Origin of the sequence: Stenotrophomonas chelatiphaga (assembly GCF_001431535.1) — a bacterium.
Classification (GTDB): domain Bacteria; phylum Pseudomonadota; class Gammaproteobacteria; order Xanthomonadales; family Xanthomonadaceae; genus Stenotrophomonas; species Stenotrophomonas chelatiphaga.
In genome coordinates, this window is sequence record NZ_LDJK01000059.1 from 28604 (window position 1) to 45976 (window position 17373).

Annotated in this window: 14 protein-coding genes; 10 read left to right on the plus strand and 4 right to left on the minus strand. The window is 67.7% G+C overall.

Annotated elements, in window-relative coordinates:
* Positions 1 to 14: 14 nt before the first annotated feature.
* Positions 15 to 1649 carry a TldD/PmbA family protein gene (locus ABB28_RS12690; RefSeq protein ID WP_057508961.1) on the minus strand — a complete coding sequence of 545 codons (1635 nt, stop codon included), beginning with the start codon at positions 1647 to 1649 and terminating at the stop codon, positions 15 to 17.
* A gap of 33 nt (positions 1650 to 1682) precedes the next feature.
* Entirely contained in the window at positions 1683 to 3314 is a 1632-nt protein-coding gene (locus ABB28_RS12695) for a TldD/PmbA family protein (protein WP_057508976.1), read from the minus strand.
* Between the two features lie 124 nt (positions 3315 to 3438).
* On the opposite strand from ABB28_RS12695, the gene ABB28_RS12700 reads away from it, so the two are divergent.
* Entirely contained in the window at positions 3439 to 4056 is a 618-nt protein-coding gene (locus ABB28_RS12700) for a DUF938 domain-containing protein (RefSeq protein ID WP_057508962.1), read from the plus strand.
* A 173-nt stretch (positions 4057 to 4229) separates the two neighbouring features.
* On the opposite strand, the gene ABB28_RS12705 is transcribed toward ABB28_RS12700, so the two are convergent.
* Positions 4230 to 7919 (minus strand): indolepyruvate ferredoxin oxidoreductase family protein, encoded by a 3690-nt coding sequence (locus tag ABB28_RS12705; protein WP_057508963.1) that lies wholly within the window; start codon positions 7917 to 7919, stop codon positions 4230 to 4232.
* A gap of 163 nt (positions 7920 to 8082) precedes the next feature.
* On the opposite strand from ABB28_RS12705, the gene ABB28_RS12710 reads away from it, so the two are divergent.
* Both ABB28_RS12710 and ABB28_RS12715 read left to right on the plus strand, forming a co-directional pair.
* The gene (locus ABB28_RS12710) at positions 8083 to 8718 is read left to right on the plus strand and encodes a tetratricopeptide repeat protein (protein WP_057508964.1); all 636 of its coding nucleotides are present in this window, start codon (positions 8083 to 8085) and stop codon (positions 8716 to 8718) included.
* 70 nt (positions 8719 to 8788) lie between these two features.
* Positions 8789 to 9703 (plus strand): AEC family transporter, encoded by a 915-nt coding sequence (locus ABB28_RS12715; RefSeq protein ID WP_057508965.1) that lies wholly within the window; start codon positions 8789 to 8791, stop codon positions 9701 to 9703.
* Positions 9704 to 9724: 21 nt separating this feature from the next.
* Here the strand turns inward: ABB28_RS12715 and ABB28_RS12720 are convergent, their stop codons facing one another.
* Positions 9725 to 11209, minus strand: a complete 1485-nt coding sequence (locus ABB28_RS12720) for an AAA family ATPase (RefSeq protein ID WP_057508966.1) — start codon at positions 11207 to 11209, stop codon at positions 9725 to 9727.
* 126 nt (positions 11210 to 11335) lie between these two features.
* Between ABB28_RS12720 and ABB28_RS12725 the strand changes: the two genes are divergently transcribed.
* The 7 genes from ABB28_RS12725 to ABB28_RS12755 all read left to right on the plus strand — a co-directional run.
* A complete protein-coding gene (locus ABB28_RS12725) occupies positions 11336 to 11968 on the plus strand; it encodes a ParA family protein (protein WP_057508967.1) in 633 nt (210 codons plus the stop codon).
* Positions 11969 to 12002: 34 nt separating this feature from the next.
* Positions 12003 to 12479: a SixA phosphatase family protein gene (locus ABB28_RS12730; protein ID WP_057508968.1), complete on the plus strand. Its 477-nt coding sequence runs from the start codon at positions 12003 to 12005 to the stop codon at positions 12477 to 12479.
* Between the two features lie 4 nt (positions 12480 to 12483).
* Entirely contained in the window at positions 12484 to 13116 is a 633-nt protein-coding gene (locus ABB28_RS12735; protein WP_057508969.1) for a YceI family protein, read from the plus strand.
* A gap of 5 nt (positions 13117 to 13121) precedes the next feature.
* Positions 13122 to 15167, plus strand: coding sequence for a phospholipase D family protein (locus ABB28_RS12740; RefSeq protein WP_276540851.1), 2046 nt, complete (start codon positions 13122 to 13124; stop codon positions 15165 to 15167).
* A 13-nt stretch (positions 15168 to 15180) separates the two neighbouring features.
* Positions 15181 to 15615, plus strand: a complete 435-nt coding sequence (locus ABB28_RS12745; RefSeq protein WP_057508971.1) for a hotdog fold thioesterase — start codon at positions 15181 to 15183, stop codon at positions 15613 to 15615.
* Between the two features lie 130 nt (positions 15616 to 15745).
* Positions 15746 to 16537 carry a lysophospholipid acyltransferase family protein gene (locus ABB28_RS12750; RefSeq protein WP_057508972.1) on the plus strand — a complete coding sequence of 264 codons (792 nt, stop codon included), beginning with the start codon at positions 15746 to 15748 and terminating at the stop codon, positions 16535 to 16537.
* A gap of 28 nt (positions 16538 to 16565) precedes the next feature.
* The coding region (locus tag ABB28_RS12755) for a YheT family hydrolase (RefSeq protein WP_057508973.1) at positions 16566 to 17373 on the plus strand (808 nt) is incomplete at its 3' end.

A 17373-nucleotide genomic window follows, 5' to 3' on the forward strand; every position in this document is an offset into this window, starting at 1 on the left:
GGGCTCCAGACCGGTCAGCCGAGGCTGCGTGCGGTGTTGATGACGTTGATGCCATTGAAACGGGCGGTGGACGAACCGTGCGAGACCGCCGAGACCTGGCCCGGCTGGCCCTTGCCATCGAAGAACGAGCCACCCAGGCGGTAGTCGCGCTCGTCGGCGACGGCGCTGCAGGCATTCCAGAATTCCGGCGTGCGGATCTGGTAGGCCACGTCCTCCAGCATGCCGGTGATCTTGCCGTTCTTGATTTCGTAGAACAGCTGGCCGCCGAACTGCGCGTTGTAGCGTTGCTGGTCGATCGAGAACGAGCCGTCACCGATGATGTAGATGCCGTTCTCCACGTCCTTGATCAGTTCATCCACGCTGAGCTTCTGCTTGCCCGGCGCCACGGATACGTTGGCCATGCGCTGGAACTGCACGCTGGACCACGAATCGGCGTAGCAGCAGCCATCGGATTCGGTCTTGCCGAGGATGTGGGCCTGGTCGCGGATGGTCTGGTAGTCCACCAGCTTGCCGTCGCTGATCAGGTCCCAGCGCTTGCACTTCACGCCTTCATCGTCGTACGCCACCGCGCCCAGGCTGCCTTCCTGGGTCTTGTCGGCGAAGATGTTGACCAGCTCGCTGCCGTACTGGAAGCGCTGTTCGCGCTTGTCCAGCGTGGCGAAGCTGGTGCCGGCGTAGTTGGCTTCGTAGCCGAGCACGCGGTCCAGTTCCAGCGGATGGCCGACCGACTCGTGGATGGTCAGCCAGGTGTGCGAAGGATCCAGCACCAGGTCGTACTTGCCCGGCTTCACCGAAGGCGCCTTGAGCTTCTCGCGTGCCTGTTTGGCCGAGGCGATGGCGTCTTCCTTCATGTCGTAGGACGTGGAGTAGTTGACCACCCCGTTGGGGGTCACCACCTTGCCGGCGGCCGACCCGTCCAGGTATTCGTAGCCCATGCCCATCGGCGCGGACAGGCCTTCGCGGGTGCGGAACTTGCCGCTTTCCTTGTCGATGGCGGTGATCGTCATCGGCACCCAGATGCGGTGCACGTCCTGGTCGATGTAGGAGCCGTCGGTGGAGGCGAAATACTTCTGTTCGTTGACCAGGAACATCATCGAATTGACGAAGCTGGCGCCGGCGTTGATCGCCGCGGCGTTGACGTCCAGCAGCAGGTCGACCTTGTCCTTGATCGGCACTTCCATCGAATTGCGGCGTACCGGCGTGCGCCAGCTGACCTCGCCCACGCCGGGGGCAGCAGCCAACTGCACCGGTGCGGTCTGGATGCCGGCGTTGGCCCGCGCGATGCCGGCCGCCTGCTGCGCGGCCTTGGCGATGTCCGCGCTGGCCAGCTGGTTGGTGGCCGCGAAACCCCAGGCCCCGTTGACCAGTACGCGGATGCCCACACCGGTGGACTCGGTGTTGACCACGTTCTGCACTTTGTCTTCGCGGGTGATCACGAACTGCCGCAGGTAGCGGCCGATGCGCACGTCGCAGTAGGTGGCGCCGGCACTGCGCGCAGCCTGCAGGGCGACATCGGCCAGGCGCTTCTTCAGGGCCGGGTCGAGCACGCTCTGCAGCTGTTCGGCGGCGATCGCCTTGCCGAAGAAGGAGGGCACCAGCAGCCCGCCCGCGGTAAGCCCGGTGAGGGCGAGGAAGTCACGTCGTTGCAAGGCTGCTCTCCACGTGTGGATGTTGGACAGGACTCATGCGCCCAGACTGCGCGCGGTGTTGATGATGTTGATGCCGTTGAAACGGGTGGTGGACGAACCGTGGGATACCGCTGAAACCTGCGAGGGCTGGCCCTTGCCGTCGAAGAACGAGCCGCCAAGGCGGAAATCGCGTTCATCGCAGATCGCCGAACAGGCGTTCCAGAACTCCGGCGTGCGGATCTGGTACGCCGCGTCCTCGACCAGGCCGGTGATGCGTCCGTCCTTGATCTGGTAGCAGAGCTGGGCGCCGAACTGCGCGTTGTAGCGCTGCTGGTCGATGGAATACGAGCCGCGGCCGTGGAAGTACAGGCCGTTCTCCACGTCCTTGACCATCTCCGCCACGCTCAGGGGCGCCTTGCCCGGCGCCAGCGAAACATTGGCCATGCGCTGGAACTGCACGCTGGACCAGGAATCGGCATAGCTGCAGCCATGTGATGCGTCGCGGCCGAGGATATGCGCTTCATCGCGGGTGGCCTGGTAGTCGACCAGGATGCCGTCGCGGACCAGGTCCCAGCGCTGGGTCTTGACCCCTTCATCGTCGTAGCCCACCGCGCCAAGGCTGCCCGGCTGGGTCTTGTCGGCAACGAAGTTGACGATGTCGCTGCCCCAGCGGAATCCGGCATCGCGCTTGTCCAGCGTGGCGAAGCTGGTGCCGGCGTAGTTCGCCTCGTAGCCCAGCACGCGGTCCAGTTCCAGCGGGTGGCCGACGTTCTCGTGGATGGTCAGGAACAGGTTGGAGGGGTCCAGCACCACATCGTATCTGCCGGGCTTGACCGAAGGCGCCGTGAGCTTTTCACGGGCTTGGCGCGCGGCGGCCAGCGCGTCTTCGCGCGGGTCATAGGAGTGGCCGTAGCCGACCACCCCGCCCGGCAGTTCGAAGCGCCCGCTGCGCTCACCGTCGAGGAACTCGTAGCCCATGCCCATCGGCGCGGACAGGCCGTTGCGGGTGCGGAACCTGCCGCTGGCCTTGTCCACCGCGGTGGCAGTGAAGGGCAGCCAGATGCGGTGCACGTCCTGGTCGATCCACGAACCGTCGCTGGAGGCGAAGTATTTCTGTTCGTTGACCAGGAACAGGGTGGAATTGAAGTAGTCCGCGCCGGCACCGAGCGCGGCGGCGTTGATGTCCAGCAGCAGGCCCACTTTGTCCTGCACCGGCACCGCCATCGCGTTCTTCTTCAGCGGCGTGTGCCAGCTGACCTCGCCGACCCCGGGCGTGGCGGCAAGCTGCACGCGGCGGGTCTGCACCTTCGCGTTGGCACGGGCGATGGCCACTGCCTGCGCCACCGCCTGCACGACCTGTTCGGGCGTGCGCTGGTGGGTGGCGGCGAAACCCCACGCGCCGTCGACGATCACCCGCACGCCGACGCCGGCCGATTCGCTGTTGGTGACGTTCTCCACGTTGCGTTCGCGGGTGATGATGCTCTGGCTCAGGTAGCGGCCGATGCGCACGTCGCAGTAGCTGGCACCGGCGCCGCGGGCGGCCTGCAGCGCGGCATCGGCCAGGCGCTTGCCGAGCGCCGGGTCACCGGGTTCGAGCAGCTGCTCGGCGGCGATCAATCGCCCATGCGGCAGCATCAGGCCGGCCAGGCCCGCGCCGGTGAAGGCCAGGAAATCACGACGTCGCACTGCCACCACCCCACGTGCACTCAGTTGACACCCGACTTTCGCCAGCGCCATGCAATGGCACAAGTGACTGCAGTCATGGTCGTGTCACAGGCACAATGGCGTTCTGCCACTTTCGTCACGAACCATGACCGAAAAGCCTTATTCCCTTGCCTGCGAGCGCAACCGCGATCCCATCGCCGCCGCGCTGGACCCGTTCATGGCCGATCGCCGCCGCGTGCTGGAGATCGGCAGCGGCACCGGCCAGCATGCGGTGTACTTCGCCCAGCGCTGGCCGTGGCTGCAGTGGCAGCCCAGCGACCACCCGGACCACCTGGCCGGGATCCGCGCGTGGCGCGACGATGCCGGGCTGGCCAACCTGCAGCCACCGTTCGCGCTGCAGGCCGAGCTGCCGCCGGCGCCGGGGCTGGTCGTGCCGGCCGCTACCGCGCGCTTCGATGCGGTGTTCAGTGCCAATACCCTGCACATCATGGGCTGGCAGCACGTACAGGCGCTGTTCGCCGGCCTGCCTGCGCTGCTGGAAGGCGGCGCTTTGCTGGCGGTGTACGGTCCCTTCAATTACGGGGGCGAGTACACCAGTGACAGCAACGCCCAGTTCGATGGCTGGCTGAAGGCCCGCGACCCACGCAGCGGCATCCGCGATGCTGAAGCGGTGCAGGCGCTGGCGGTGGCGCAGGGTTTCATCGCAGTGGACGATCTGCCGATGCCGTCCAACAACCGCCTGCTGGTGTGGCGATTGGGGTGATCAGGCGTCGGCGGGCTGGGCGTCTTGAGCTGGGCCATCGGATGTAACCGATGGCCCACAAAAGTCCAATAGTAATCAAACGGTTACAGTGGGATGAGGTGACTGTTCGATTGCTTTGTTGACGGCCAGCGGCCGTCACTACCATCAGCGGCCGTCATTCCCCTTGGCGGCCGTCAGGCGACCTGGACGATGTGCAGCGCGCGCGGGTTGCGCCACTGCGCCAGCAAGGTCGCCTCGCGCGCCTTGGCTTTTTCCAGGTGCGCTTCCTTGACGTGGCCGTAGCCGCGGATGTGCTCGGGAATGCTGGCGATCTCCACCGCCAGCGCGAGCCGGTGGTCATCCAGGCCGTCCAGCAGCAGCTGCACGGTGGCTTCGTAATCGGTGATCAGCTGGCGTTCGCCGACGCGCTCGGCGGTGCGGCCGAACGGGTCCAGGCGGCCGCCGCGCAGGAACTTCAGCTTCGCCAGCACGCCGAAGGCCTTCAGCATCCACGGGCCGTATTCCTTCTTGATCAGGCGGCCCTGCGCATCCTTCTTCGCGAACAACGGCGGGGCCAGATGGAAGCGCAGCTGGTACTCGCCTTCGAACTGCTGCTGCAGGCGGCGCTGGAAGTCGCCGCTGGTATACAGCCGCGCCACTTCGTACTCGTCCTTGTAGGCCATCAGCTTGAACAGGTAACGGGCCACGGTCTCGGTCAGCGCGGTGGAGCCGCCGAGCGTGTCCTGTTCGCCCCGGCGCACGCGATCGACCAGGCTGCGGTAGCGGTCTGCATAGGCCTGGTCCTGGTAGTCCACCAGGAACGCGGCGCGGCGCGTGATCATCTCGTCCAGCGAGCGCGACAGCCGGGCATCGTCCAGCGGCAGGAACGCCACGTCATCGCCGGCGTTCCCGGGCAGGCCACGCAGTTCGCGTTCGTCACTGCTGTTGCGCGGTGCGGCGGTGGCGCCCCATTCGGTGCTTTCCCATTCGCCCGGCGGCAACGCGTGCAGCGGACCCGGCGTGGTTTCAGCCGAGGTATGGCCGTTGCGGACCAGGCCGGCGGCCTGCTGCACGGCCTGCGGATCGACCGCGGCCAGGCGGCCCCAGGCGAAGGCCTGCTGGTTCATCGCCACGGCCGCGCCGTTGAGTTCAATGGCGCGCATCAGCGCATCGAAGGACAGCGGCACCAGGCCCTGCTGCCACGCGTAGCCCAGGATGAACAGGTTGGAGGCGATCGCATCGCCCAGCAGCGCGGTCGCCAGCTGGGTGGCGTCCAGCAGCAGCGGCGATTCGCCGCCCAGCGCCACGCGGATGCCGGCCACGATGTCGGCGGCGGGGAACTGCATGTCCGGTCGGGTGGTGAAGCTGCCCGGCATTGCTTCATAGGTGTTGAGCACCACCTGGGTGCGACCGGCGCGCACCTTGGACAACGCCCAGTAATCGTTGACCACCACCATGTCGCAGCCCAGCACCAGGTCGGCTTCACCGGCGGCGATGCGCACGGCATGGATGTCGGCCGGGGTGCGGGCGATGCGGATGTGGGTGGTGACCGCGCCGCCCTTCTGCGCCAGGCCGGTCTGGTCCAGCACCGAGGAGCCCTTGCCCTCCAGGTGCCCGGCCATGCCCAGCAGCGCGCCGATGGTCACCACGCCGGTGCCACCGACGCCGGTGATCAGGATGTTCCAGGGCTGCTCCAGCGCGGTCCGCACCGGCGGCGCCGGCAGGTTGTCCAGCAGGGTGGAGGCATCGCGCTTGCTGCCCTTGCGCGGCTTGCCGCCGTGCACGGTGACAAAGCTGGGGCAGAAGCCGGTCGTGCAGGAATAATCCTTGTTGCAGTTGGACTGGTCGATATCGCGCTTGCGCCCGAACTCGGTCTCCTTCGGCAGCACCGACACGCAGAAACTCTTCTTGCCACAGTCGCCGCAGCCTTCGCATACCAGCGAGTTGATGACCACCCGCTTGGCTGGGTCTTCCAGCTTGCCGCGCTTGCGCCGGCGGCGTTTTTCAGTCGCGCAGGTCTGTTCGTAGATGAGGATGGAAACACCCTTCACCTCGCGCAGCCGCTTCTGTACGGCATCCAGCGCGCTGCGGTCATGGAAGGCCACGCCGTCCGGGAACTGGTCGCGCTGGCGCGTCCACTTCTCGATGTTGTCCGACAGCACCACGATGGTCTGGATGCCTTCGGCGCGCATCTGCCGGGCGATGTCCGGCACGCTCAGCGGGCCGTCCACCGGCTGGCCACCGGTCATCGCCACCGCGTCGTTGTAGAGGATCTTGTAGGTGATGTTGACCCCGGCGGCGACCGACTGGCGGATCGCCAGCGAGCCACTGTGGAAATAGGTGCCATCGCCCAGGTTCTGGAACACGTGCGGCGTATCGGTGAAGGCGGCCTGGCCGGCCCAGGTCACCCCTTCGCCGCCCATGTGGGTGAAGGTATCGGTGCTGCGGTCCATCCAGGTCACCATGTAATGGCAACCGATGCCGCCCAGCGCGCGCGAGCCTTCCGGCACGGTGGTGGAGGTGTTGTGCGGGCAGCCGGAGCAGTAGTGCGGTACGCGCGGGAAGTTGGCGCGCGGCAGGGCCAGCTCGGCTTCCTTCTCCTGCATCCACTGCAGGCGCTGTTCGATGGACTCGTTGTTGAAGAACTTCTGGATGCGCCGGCCGATCACCCCGGCGATGGTGGCCGGGGTCAGCTCGCCGGTGGACGGCAGGATCCACTCGCCTTCCTCGTCGTACTTGCCGACGATGGACGGCCGCGGACCCCAGCTGGCCGGCCAGTTGAAGAACTGTTCCTTCATCTGGCGCTCGATGAAGGCCCGCTTCTCCTCCACCACGATGATGTCTTCCAGCCCCTGCGCGAAGCGTGCGATGCCCTGCGGTTCCAGCGGCCAGGTCATGCCGACCTTGTACACGCGGATGCCGATGTCGGCGCAGGCCGTCTCGTCCAGGCCCAGGTATTCCAGCGCCTGCAGCACGTCCAGGTAGCTCTTGCCGGTGGTGACGATGCCCAGCCGCGCGCGCGGTGAATCCAGCACGGTGCGGTCGATGCCATTGGCACGCGCGAACGCTTGGGCGGCCGTGACCGCGTAGCGGTGCAGGCGCATTTCCTGGTCCAGCGGCGGGTCCGGCCAGCGGATGTTGAGGCCACCGGCCGGCATCTCGAAGTCGTCGGGCAGCACGATGCGCCGTGCCAGCGGGTCCACGTCCACCGATGCGGACGATTCCACCGTCTCGGCAATGGTCTTGAAGCCGATCCAGCGCCCGGTGTACCGGCTCATCGCCCAGCCCAGCACGCCCATGTCCAGGATGTCCTGCACACCGGCCGGATTCAGCACCGGCATCATCGCGCTGACGAACTCGTCCTCGCTGCCATGCGGCAGGGTGGAACTGCGGCAGGCATGGTCATCGGCCGCCAGCGCCAGCACGCCGCCGAGCCGCGACGTGCCGGCCGCATTGGCGTGCTTGAAGACATCGCCGCAGCGGTCCACGCCCGGCCCCTTGCCGTACCACATGCCGAACACGCCCTGCACGTTGGCACCCGGGAACAGGTTGGTCTGCTGCGTTCCCCACACCATGGTCGCGCCCAGATCCTCGTTCAGGCCGGGGGTGAACTTCACCCTGGCGGCCTCCAGGTGCTGGCGCGCGCGCCACAGCTCCAGGTCGAAACCGCCCAGCGGGCTGCCGCGGTAGCCACTGATGAAGCCGGCACTGTCGATGCCGGCGGCGGCATCGCGCAACCGCTGCATCAGCGGCAGGCGGACCAGCGCCTGCACGCCGCTCAGGTAGATCCGCCCGGTTTCGCGCGCGTACTTGTGGTCGAGCGTGTAATCGCGGTCGAGCTGGTCGGCGGAATCGGGAGACGTAAGCTGGGCGGTACTGGTCATGGCTGGCCTGGTTCGGATCGGCTGGCGCCGGCTGCGCGTGCGCAGGACCGGAGGGCGCGGATTGTAACAGTGGCCCCGTCGTGGGCCGGTACTCGCTTCTGATGCCGCACTGCGGTTAGGATCAGGAAGTGGGAGGTTGTTGTTTCAACCTGGGGAAAACGAGATGTCACTTGTAAGACAGTTCCTTGCCAGCCTGGTGCTGGTATCGGGGACAGCCGCTGCATGGGCTGCCCCCCTCCTGCCTGCGCCGCAGGAGTTCTATTTCGATCCTGATCCTGCTGCCGTTCCGGTGGTGGTGGTGCAGGCCGAAGGCGATGACCTGGTCAGCCAGCTGCTTCGCCAGCGCGAGCGCGGGCGCAAGTCGCTCGAGGCGACCGTGCAGTTGGCCGGGGTGGCCATCGCGCAGGGCCGCACCGAACTTGGCCAGCAGCTCTACACCGAAGCCCTGCAGGCCACCGCGGCCAATTCGCCGTCGGGCCGGATGGTGCGCTGGAGCCACGGCTGGGACCTGTTCCGCCAGGGCCAGCCTGAGGCGGCGCTGGAGCAGTGGCATGCCGCGGCCAGCGCATTGCGCGGCAATCCGTCGTGGATCCCGCCGACCTACGCACTGGCCCTGTGGGAGCTCGGGCAGAAGGAGGAAGCGGTGAAGTGGTATGCCGCCGCCGTGCGCACCGAACCCGGCCAGTGGAGCACGTCGACGAACTACCCGAGCCTGTTGCCGGCATGGCGGGACAGCGAGCGCGCCACCCTGGCGCAGGTCCAGCAGGCGTGGGCCGCGCAGCCGCCGAAGTGGCCCTGACCGGGCGGGCCGCAGCGCAGGGTGCGGCCGGCCGGCAACGGCCCTGCGACGGCGGTTGATGGCCTAGACGATGGCCTTCGATGCCTTCGCGCTGATCCTGGCCATGCTCGGCGTGGGCATGCTGTTCGCGCGGCTGCGGGTGCTGCCGGACAACAGCGCGCAGGTCCTCAACGGCGTCGTGCTGTATGTGTGCCTGCCGGCTGCGGTGCTGACCTACGTCCCGCAGTTGCAGCTGAAGCCCAGCCTTGCCGGGTTGATGGTGACGCCGTGGCTGTTGATGCTGGCGACCTGGGCGCTGGTGTCGCTGGCCACGCGGGTGTTCGGCTTCGCCCGGGACGTGCACGCCGTGCTGCTGATCTGCGTGGCCCTGGCCAACTCCAGCTTCATCGGCTATCCGATGGTGCGCGCGCTGCTGGGGGATGCCGCACTGCCCTACGCGGTGGTGTACGACCAGTTCGGCACCTTCCTGCTGCTGTCCACCTTCGGGCTGGTGGTGCTGGCCCGTTACAGCGGCGACACGCCGCCCGGCGTGCTGCAGGTACTGGCCCGCATCGTCCGGTTTCCGCCGCTGTGGGCGTTGCTGTTCGCGCTGCTGCTGATGCCGGCCAGCCCGCCGGCGTGGATCGGCGATGGGCTGCGCCAGCTGGCCGATGCGATGCTGCCGCTGGTGATGCTGGCGGTAGGTCTTTCCATACAGCTGCGGCTGTCACGCGCCGAACTGCTGCCGCTGGGGCTCGGGCTGGGCCTGAAGCTGCTGGTGATGCCCGCCCTGGCGCTGCCGCTGTCCTGGTTGCTGGGCCTGCAGGGGGTGATGCTGCAGGTGAATGTGCTGGAGTCGGCGATGCCGACGATGATCACCGCTGCCGCGCTGGCCATCGCCCATCGGCTGGCACCGCGCCTGGCCGCGGCCCTGGTGGGCTACGGCATCCTGCTGTCGCTGGCCACGCTGCCGGCCTGGGTGTGGCTGCTGCGCCACATGGCCTGACCGGGAACGCCGGCGCAGGGTTCAATCGTCGGCGTTGACCGTGCGCGGTGCGGCCCACTCGCGCAGCGCCTGGACCTGCTCGGCCATCAGCACCGACAGCGGGCGGCTGCCGCGGATCTCCGCCATCAGCACGTCGGTATCCAGCGCGCGCTGGTCGGCATGCGCGGCGTACAGGCCGGCGACGATGGCCTGTTCGATTTCCGCGCCGGAAAAACCCTCCGCCGCCGCTGCCAGCGCCGGCAGCGCGAAGGCGTCGGCATTCAGCTGGCGACGCGCCAGGTGCAGGCGCAGCAGTTCCACGCGCACATCCGGGCCGGGCAGGTCGACGAAGAAGATCTCGTCGAAACGGCCCTTGCGCAGCAGCTCGGCAGGCAGTTCGTGCACCTGGTTGGCGGTGGCCACGATGAATACCGGGGCCTTGCGCTCGGCCATCCAGGTCAACAGCGTCCCCAGCACCCGGCGCGAGACGCCGCCGTCCTCGCCGCCGGTCGCCAGGCCCTTCTCGATCTCATCGATCCACAGCACGCACGGCGCCAGCTGCTCGGCCGATGCCAGCGCCTGGCGCAGGTTCGACTCGGTTTCGCCGTGGTACTTGTTGTACAGCGCGCCCACGTCCATGCGCAGCAGGGGAACGCCGAAACCGGCGGCGGTCGCCTTGGCCAGCATCGATTTGCCACAGCCCTGGACGCCCAGCAGCAGCATGCCGCGCGGCGGATCCAGGCCGGCCGGTGCCGCGCCGGCCAGGAAGGCGATCCGGCGCTGGTTGACCCAGCGCTTGAGCCGGTTGGCACCGGCCACGTCGGCAAAACGCGCCGTGTCGTACTCATACATCAAGTGGCCGCTGCGGTTGAGCAGCTCGAACTTCAGCCGCGCCAGCTGCGGCAGGTCATCATCGCCCAGCGCGCCGTCGGCATAGATCAGCTGGCGGGCGATCCGCCGCGCATCGACCAGGCTCAGGCCCTGCAGGTTGCGCAGGATCTTCTTCACCGCCTCGCTGTCCACCTCGACCCGGCGGCCGCCGTGCTCGCGCGCGTAACCGGCCGCTTCCTCGCGCAGCATCTTCAGCAATGCATTGGCGTCGGGCAGGCGCGGATTGAAGCGCGTCGCCAGGGCTTCAAGCTCCGGCGGCAGGGTCACCTTCGCGCCGATCAGCACCAGCACGTGCGGCTGGCTGTGGCGGCGCTGGATCAGATCGCGCAGCGCGCGCTGGTGGCTGGCGTAGCCCAGGTAGGGATGGAAATCGAGCAGCAGGTAGATCCCGCGCTGGTCGGCCTGCTGGATCATCTGCAGCGCCGCGCTGGCATCGGGTGGGCCGACTGCGTCGTCCTCGCGTTCCAGGTCTATGCGGCGCAGGCCTTCGGTGATCGACCAGCGGTGCAGCGCCCGCCATACCTGCAGCAGGGTCTGCCGGAACAGTTCGATGATCCGGCCTTCGTCCTGGGTCTCGATCACGATCAGGGGCGTATTGGCGCGTATCAGCGCGCTGAGGTCCTGCAGTTCGCTCATGCCGGTTCGATCCTTCGGGGGCGCCACGATAACAAAGCCACGGCCGCGGTGGTTCAGCCGCGCGACTATCACCCTCACCTGCTCCGGTGTACGCTCGGGCAACGTTCTCCCGGAAGCGAGGCCTGCATGAAGACCATCCTGGTGGCCGGTTCCAAGGGTGGGGTGGGCAAGACCACCATCGCCACCCACCTGGCCGCACATGCGGCACTGCAGGGCCGGCGTACGGTGATTGCCGACGCCGACCCGCAGGGCTCCAGCACCCGCTGGGCGCAGCGTCGTTCCGAGCTGGAAAGCGCGGTGCTGCCGATCGACGTGCACAAGAAGAAGCAATGGGCGCAGAAGCTCCCCGATGGCACCGACACGGTGATCATAGATGCCCCGGCCGGTGCATTGGCCGACGATATCCTGCATTTCCTCGACGCCGCCGATGCCGTGGTGGTGCCGGTGCTGCCTTCCGCGCTGGACATCGAAGCCATCGTCGGCTTCCTCAACAGCCTGTCCAAGGTGGCCCGGGTGCACAACCGCAAGCTGCCGGTGGGGCTGGTGCTGAACCGTACCAAGCCGTGGACCCAGACGTCGCAGCAGGCCATCCAGATGCTGTCCGACTGGCCCTACCCGGTGGTGGCGCAGCTGCGCGACAGCCAGAGCTACGTAGTGATGACCGGGCTGGGACGCAGCCTGTTCGATTACCGTTCCGCCCAGGTCCGCGAACACCAGGCCGACTGGGAACCCCTGCTGACATGGCTGGACAAGGCATGAGCCGCTTGTACCCCTCATCCAATGGAAGACTCCGATGCGTGAACTGATCCTGCTTCGCCATGCCCACGCCGAACCGGCCAGCACCGGACAGGCTGACCTTGACCGGCCCCTTTCGGCGGTTGGACTTGCCGAGGCCGAAGCGGCCGGCAAGTGGCTCAAGGACAACAACCTGCAGCCTGATTGCGTGCTCTGTTCACCGGCCCGGCGTACCCGCGAAACCCTGGAAGCGGTGGTCGGCATCACCGGCTTCTTCGAACACAAGCTGGAAGACAAGGTGTACGACGCCACGCCCGGCACCCTGATCGGCCTGGTCGACGATCGAAACGACGTCGAACGCCTGATGATCGTCGGCCATAATCCTGGCCTGGAGCGCCTGGTCGCCTTGTTGAACACGGGCGAGACCAGTGACTACCGCGGCATGCCGCCGGCCGGTATCGCCGTGCTGCAGTTCCCGAAGGAAGCCAGCATCGAACCCGGCGTCGCCAGCCTCAACGCATTCTGGTGGCCGTGATCCGATGAACGCGTGGCAGAGGGGGCTGCTGCTCGGATTGGCGATCGTTCCGGCTGGACTGGCAGCACAGCCGGCGCTGGCACCGCTGCTGGCCCCGCCTGCGGCGCTGCCGGCGGTACAGGTCGTGCACCGCGCGCCGCTGGTGCTGGACACCCAGCGCTCGCAGCTGGGTTTCGAAGTGCGCAGCCGCCTCGGACAGCGCATCGAAGGCAGTTTTCCGCATTTCGAAGGTCGCATCGAGGTGCTGTCCGACGGGCGCCACCAGGTCCATCTGAAGATGTACACCCGCTCGGTGGAAATCCCCGGCAAGCCACGCTATACCGGCTGGATGCGCGGGGAAGAGTTCTTCGATGCGGCCCGCCATCCGGTCGTGGAATTCGACTCGCTGCCGTACGATCCGGCGCGGGTGGACCAGGGCGGTGACATCCAGGGCCGCCTGATGCTGCGCGGGGTCAGCCATCCCGAAACGCTGCGGGTGGAAAAGGCGGAATGCGCCAGACCCGGCTATGATTGCGATGTCGTCAGCCGTGGGACCGTCCTGCGGGGCCGCTACGGCATGGACAACTGGCAGCTTGCCTTGAGTGATCGAGTGACCTTCGTACTGCGAGCGCGCCTGAGCGAGGCGCCGAAACCGTGAACCTGATGTCGCGCTGGCTGATGCTGGCAGGCCTGCTGCTGCTCGGCGGCTGTGCGTCGTTGTCCAACAGTGAACGCGAGCGCGCCGCGGGCATCGCGGCGCAGGCCCGTTCCACCGTGGTGGACTGCGACCGCGCCGACCGCTGCGCGCAGGATTCACCGCTGCGCGCGTTGGCCGGCCGGGCGTTCACCGAATCGACCGCCGACCAGCCCCGGCACTACGCGACCATCCTGGATGAAGGCGAGGAAGCGCTGGTGGCACGGCTGAACCTGCTGCGCAGCGCCACCCGCAGCATCGACCTGCAGACCTACATCTTCGACAAGGATGACAGCGCGCGGCTGGTCATCGACGAACTGCTGGCGGCCAGCCGCCGTGGCGTCAAGGTGCGCCTGCTGATCGACCAGCTGTCGGCGATCTCGGACCTGCAGATCCTCGGCGCGCTGTCGTCGGCGCACCAGAATTTCGAGCTGCGCGTGTACAACCCGACCTTCGGCAAGGCGCAGCTGAACTACTTCGACTACGCCGGCAGCGTGCTGTGCTGCTTCCGCCGCTTCAACCAGCGCATGCACAACAAGCTGCTGGTGGTCGATGATGCGATCGGCGTGGTCGGCGGCCGCAATTACCAGGACGATTACTACGACTGGGATTCGGAGTACAACTTCCGCGACCGCGACGTGCTGGTGGCCGGTCCCGAGGCGCGGGTGATGGCGGCCAACTTCGAGGCGTTCTGGAAGGCGCCGCGCAGCGTGCCGGCCGAACGGTTGAACGACGTCGGGCGGATCCTGCTCGACAGCGGCCCGCCGACGCTGCCACCGGCGGTGTACCGGCGGCCGGAACGGGTGGAACGGGTGCTGGCCGAGGCCATCGACGATGCCTGGATCAGCCGCAGCTTCGTCGAAACCGCACTGCCGGTGGCCTCGGTGCGTTACGTGGCCGACCTGCCGCGCAAGCATCGCCGCGAGAGCGCCGAGCAGCCGCGCAACGGGCAGCATGTCACCGAACCGCAGCTGGACCGGCTGATTTCCGAAGCGCAGTCCGAAGTGCTGCTGCAGACGCCGTACCTGGTGCTGTCCAAGCCGGCGCGCCAGCTGTTCGCCGACCTGCGCAGGCAGGCGGATCCGCCGCGCGTGCTGGTGTCCACCAACAGCCTGGCGGCCACCGACAATCCGATCGTCTACGCGCTGTCCTACAAGTACAAGCGGCGCAACATGCGCGAGCTGGGCTTCAACATCTTCGAGTTCAAGCCGTTCCCGCTGGACGCGCCGGTGGACTACCGCAACCTGCTGCCGGACCCGATCGCCGGCGACTACCCGGAAGGCCGCCGCGGCGGCATGCTCGGTGGCAGTGCGGCGGGCAGCAACGCGCGGCCTCCCGGCAGCGGCAGCCGTGCCCAGGACAGCGCAGCCCCGGACGTGGCCGTGCGTGGCAATCCGCGCACCGGCAGCGCCTACCAGAATGCACGCGAACGCCGGCGCGCCGCGGGCAGTGAAGTGGAACGCGACCTGCTGCGTACCGAGACCCGGCCTTCGTTCCTGGGCAGCAAGGCGGTCAACCGCCCGCTGCCGGTGACCCGCCAGGGCGCGCGCATGGGCCTGCATGCCAAGTCGCTGGTGGTGGATCGCCGCATCGGCGTGATCGGCACGCACAACTTCGACCCGCGCAGCGAAAACTACAATACCGAAGGCGCGGTGATCATCGACGATCCGGTGTTCGCCCAGCGCCTGGCCGACAGCATCCTGCGCGACATCCATCCGCAGAACTCCTGGACGGTGGCGCCGCGCAGCAAGCCACCGGTGTTGTCCGGGTTGAACTACAGCATGGGCAAGGCGTCCGAAGCGCTGCCGATCCTGGACTTCTGGCCGTGGCGGTATGCCACCGACTACGAGTTCCAGCCCGGTCCGGCGTGTCCGGAGCCGCTGCCGCGGCAACACCCGGATTTCCATGCCTGTTACACCGCCGTCGGTGACTTCCCCGAAGTCAACGTCGGCCCGAAACTGTTGCTGGTGCGCATGCTGACCGCCTTCGGCGCCGGCCTGGTACCGATCCTCTGACTGGAGCTGTGCCGTGCCTTCCGTATTCCGCCAGGCGATTTCCCTTGATGCCCTCAACGCGCTCAGCGCCAACACGGTGATTTCCCAGCTGGGGATCGTGTTCACCGCAGCAGGCGATGACTGGCTGCAGGCGACCATGCCGGTGGATGCGCGCACCCACCAGCCCTACGGCATCCTGCATGGCGGGGCGTCGGTGGTGCTGGCCGAGACCCTGGGCAGCAGCGCCGGCAACCTGTGCGTGGACAACAGCCAGCAGGTCTGCGTGGGGTTGGAGATCAATGCCAACCACGTGCGCGCCAAGCGCGAAGGTGTGGTGACCGGCACCGCACGCGCGGTGCATGTGGGCCGCAGCACGCAGATCTGGGACATCCGCATCGAAGATGAGCAGGCACGGCTGGTGTGCACTTCGCGCCTGACCCTGGCGGTGGTGGCCGCCGGCCACGGTTGAGCACCCGGCACGTCTACAAGCGCGCGCGGGCCGGCGCGGAACACAGCGTTGCCGGCTGCTGGCCCATCCGCGCAGCCGCTTTGGCCACCCCGCGCTGGCAGGCGCTGCGGTGCTCGGGTATCGTTCCCGCATGAATTCCCCCACTCCGGCCACCCGTGGCGGCGTGGCGCGTGTGTGCCGCTACCTGTACCGCGTACCGCTGCTGCTCATCCACCTGCTTGTCTTCCTGCCGCTGATCCTCATCGGCATGCTGCCGCCGTGGGGCGAACTGCGCGTGGGCGATGAGCCGCTTGGCTACAAGGTGGTCAACTGGTGGTCGGCCGGCCTGATGTGGATCTTCGGCTTCCGCCTGGTGCGCATCGGCAAGCCGCTGCAGGGCGCGGTGCTGTTCGTTGCCAACCATGTCAGCTGGGTCGACATCTGCGTGCTGCACAGCCAGCGCATGATGGGTTTCGTCGCCAAGCGCGAAATCGCCGGCTGGCCGGTGGTCGGCTGGCTGGCCGGGCGCGGCCAGACCATCTTCCACCAGCGTGGCAGCACCGAATCGCTGGACGGGGTGATGCAGCAGATGGTCGTGCGCCTGCGCGAAGGCAAGGGCGTGGGCGTGTTCCCGGAGGGTCGCACCCGGGGCGGCCATGACGTCGGACCGTTCCATGCCCGCATCTTCCAGGCCGCGGTGGAAACCGGCGTGCCGGTGCAGCCGGTGGCGCTGCGCTACGGCGCAGGTGGCGATGCACAGACCATCGTGGCGTTCGGGCCGCGCGAAAGCTTCTTCGCCAACTTCCTGCGCCTGCTGGGCGAGCCGGCCCGGCGTGCCGAAGTGCACTTCCTGGAGCCGATCGGCGGCCAGGACCTGGAGGGTCGCCGGCGCATCGCCGAAACCTCGCGCACCCGCATCCTCGCGGCAATGGCCGGGACCTGAGCCGACGGTGTCCGTCCCCGCGCCCGCGATGTCCTTCGATTCCGGTCCGCCCGGACTGCTGACAGCGGCCGATTACCAGCCACCGCGCTGGCTGCGCAACGCACACCTGCAGTCGATGCTCAGTTCCAGCCGGCTGCGCCTGCGCCGCGGGCAGGAGCTGCTGGCGGCCACCGGTGCGAGCCACCGCGAGCTGATCCTCGATGGCGGCGAAGGGGTGCGCCTGCAGGCCTGGCACAGTGCCATCGAAGGGCGCGCGCCGCGCGGCATCGCGCTGCTGCTGCATGGCTGGGAAGGCAGCGCCGAATCCAGCTACATGCGCATGACCGCGGCGCGCATGCTGGCCGAAGGCTTCGACGTGGTGCGGCTGAACTTCCGCGACCACGGCAACACCCATCACCTCAATCCCGGCATCTTCCACTCCAACCGCATCGACGAAGTGGTGCATGCCGCCGCTGATATCGCCCGTCGTTGGCCACAGCTGCCGCTGGTCGCGGCCGGCTATTCGCTGGGTGGCAACTTCGTGCTGCGGCTGGCGCTGCGCGCGCCCACCGCCGGCGTGCCGCTGCAACGGGTGGCGTCGGTGTGCCCGGTGCTGGATCCCGGCCTGACCATGGACAGCATCGAAAACGGCCCGGCGATGTACGACTGGTACTTCCGCCGCAAGTGGGCTGGATCGCTGCGGCGCAAACAGGCGGTCTATCCCGAGCTGAGTGATTGGGATGAGCGCGTGCTGCGGCTGGATATCCGCGCGCTGACCGCCTGGCTGGTCGAGCACCACACCGACTACGGTTCGCTGCAGGCCTATTTCGATGGCTATTCCATCGCCGGCGAGCGGC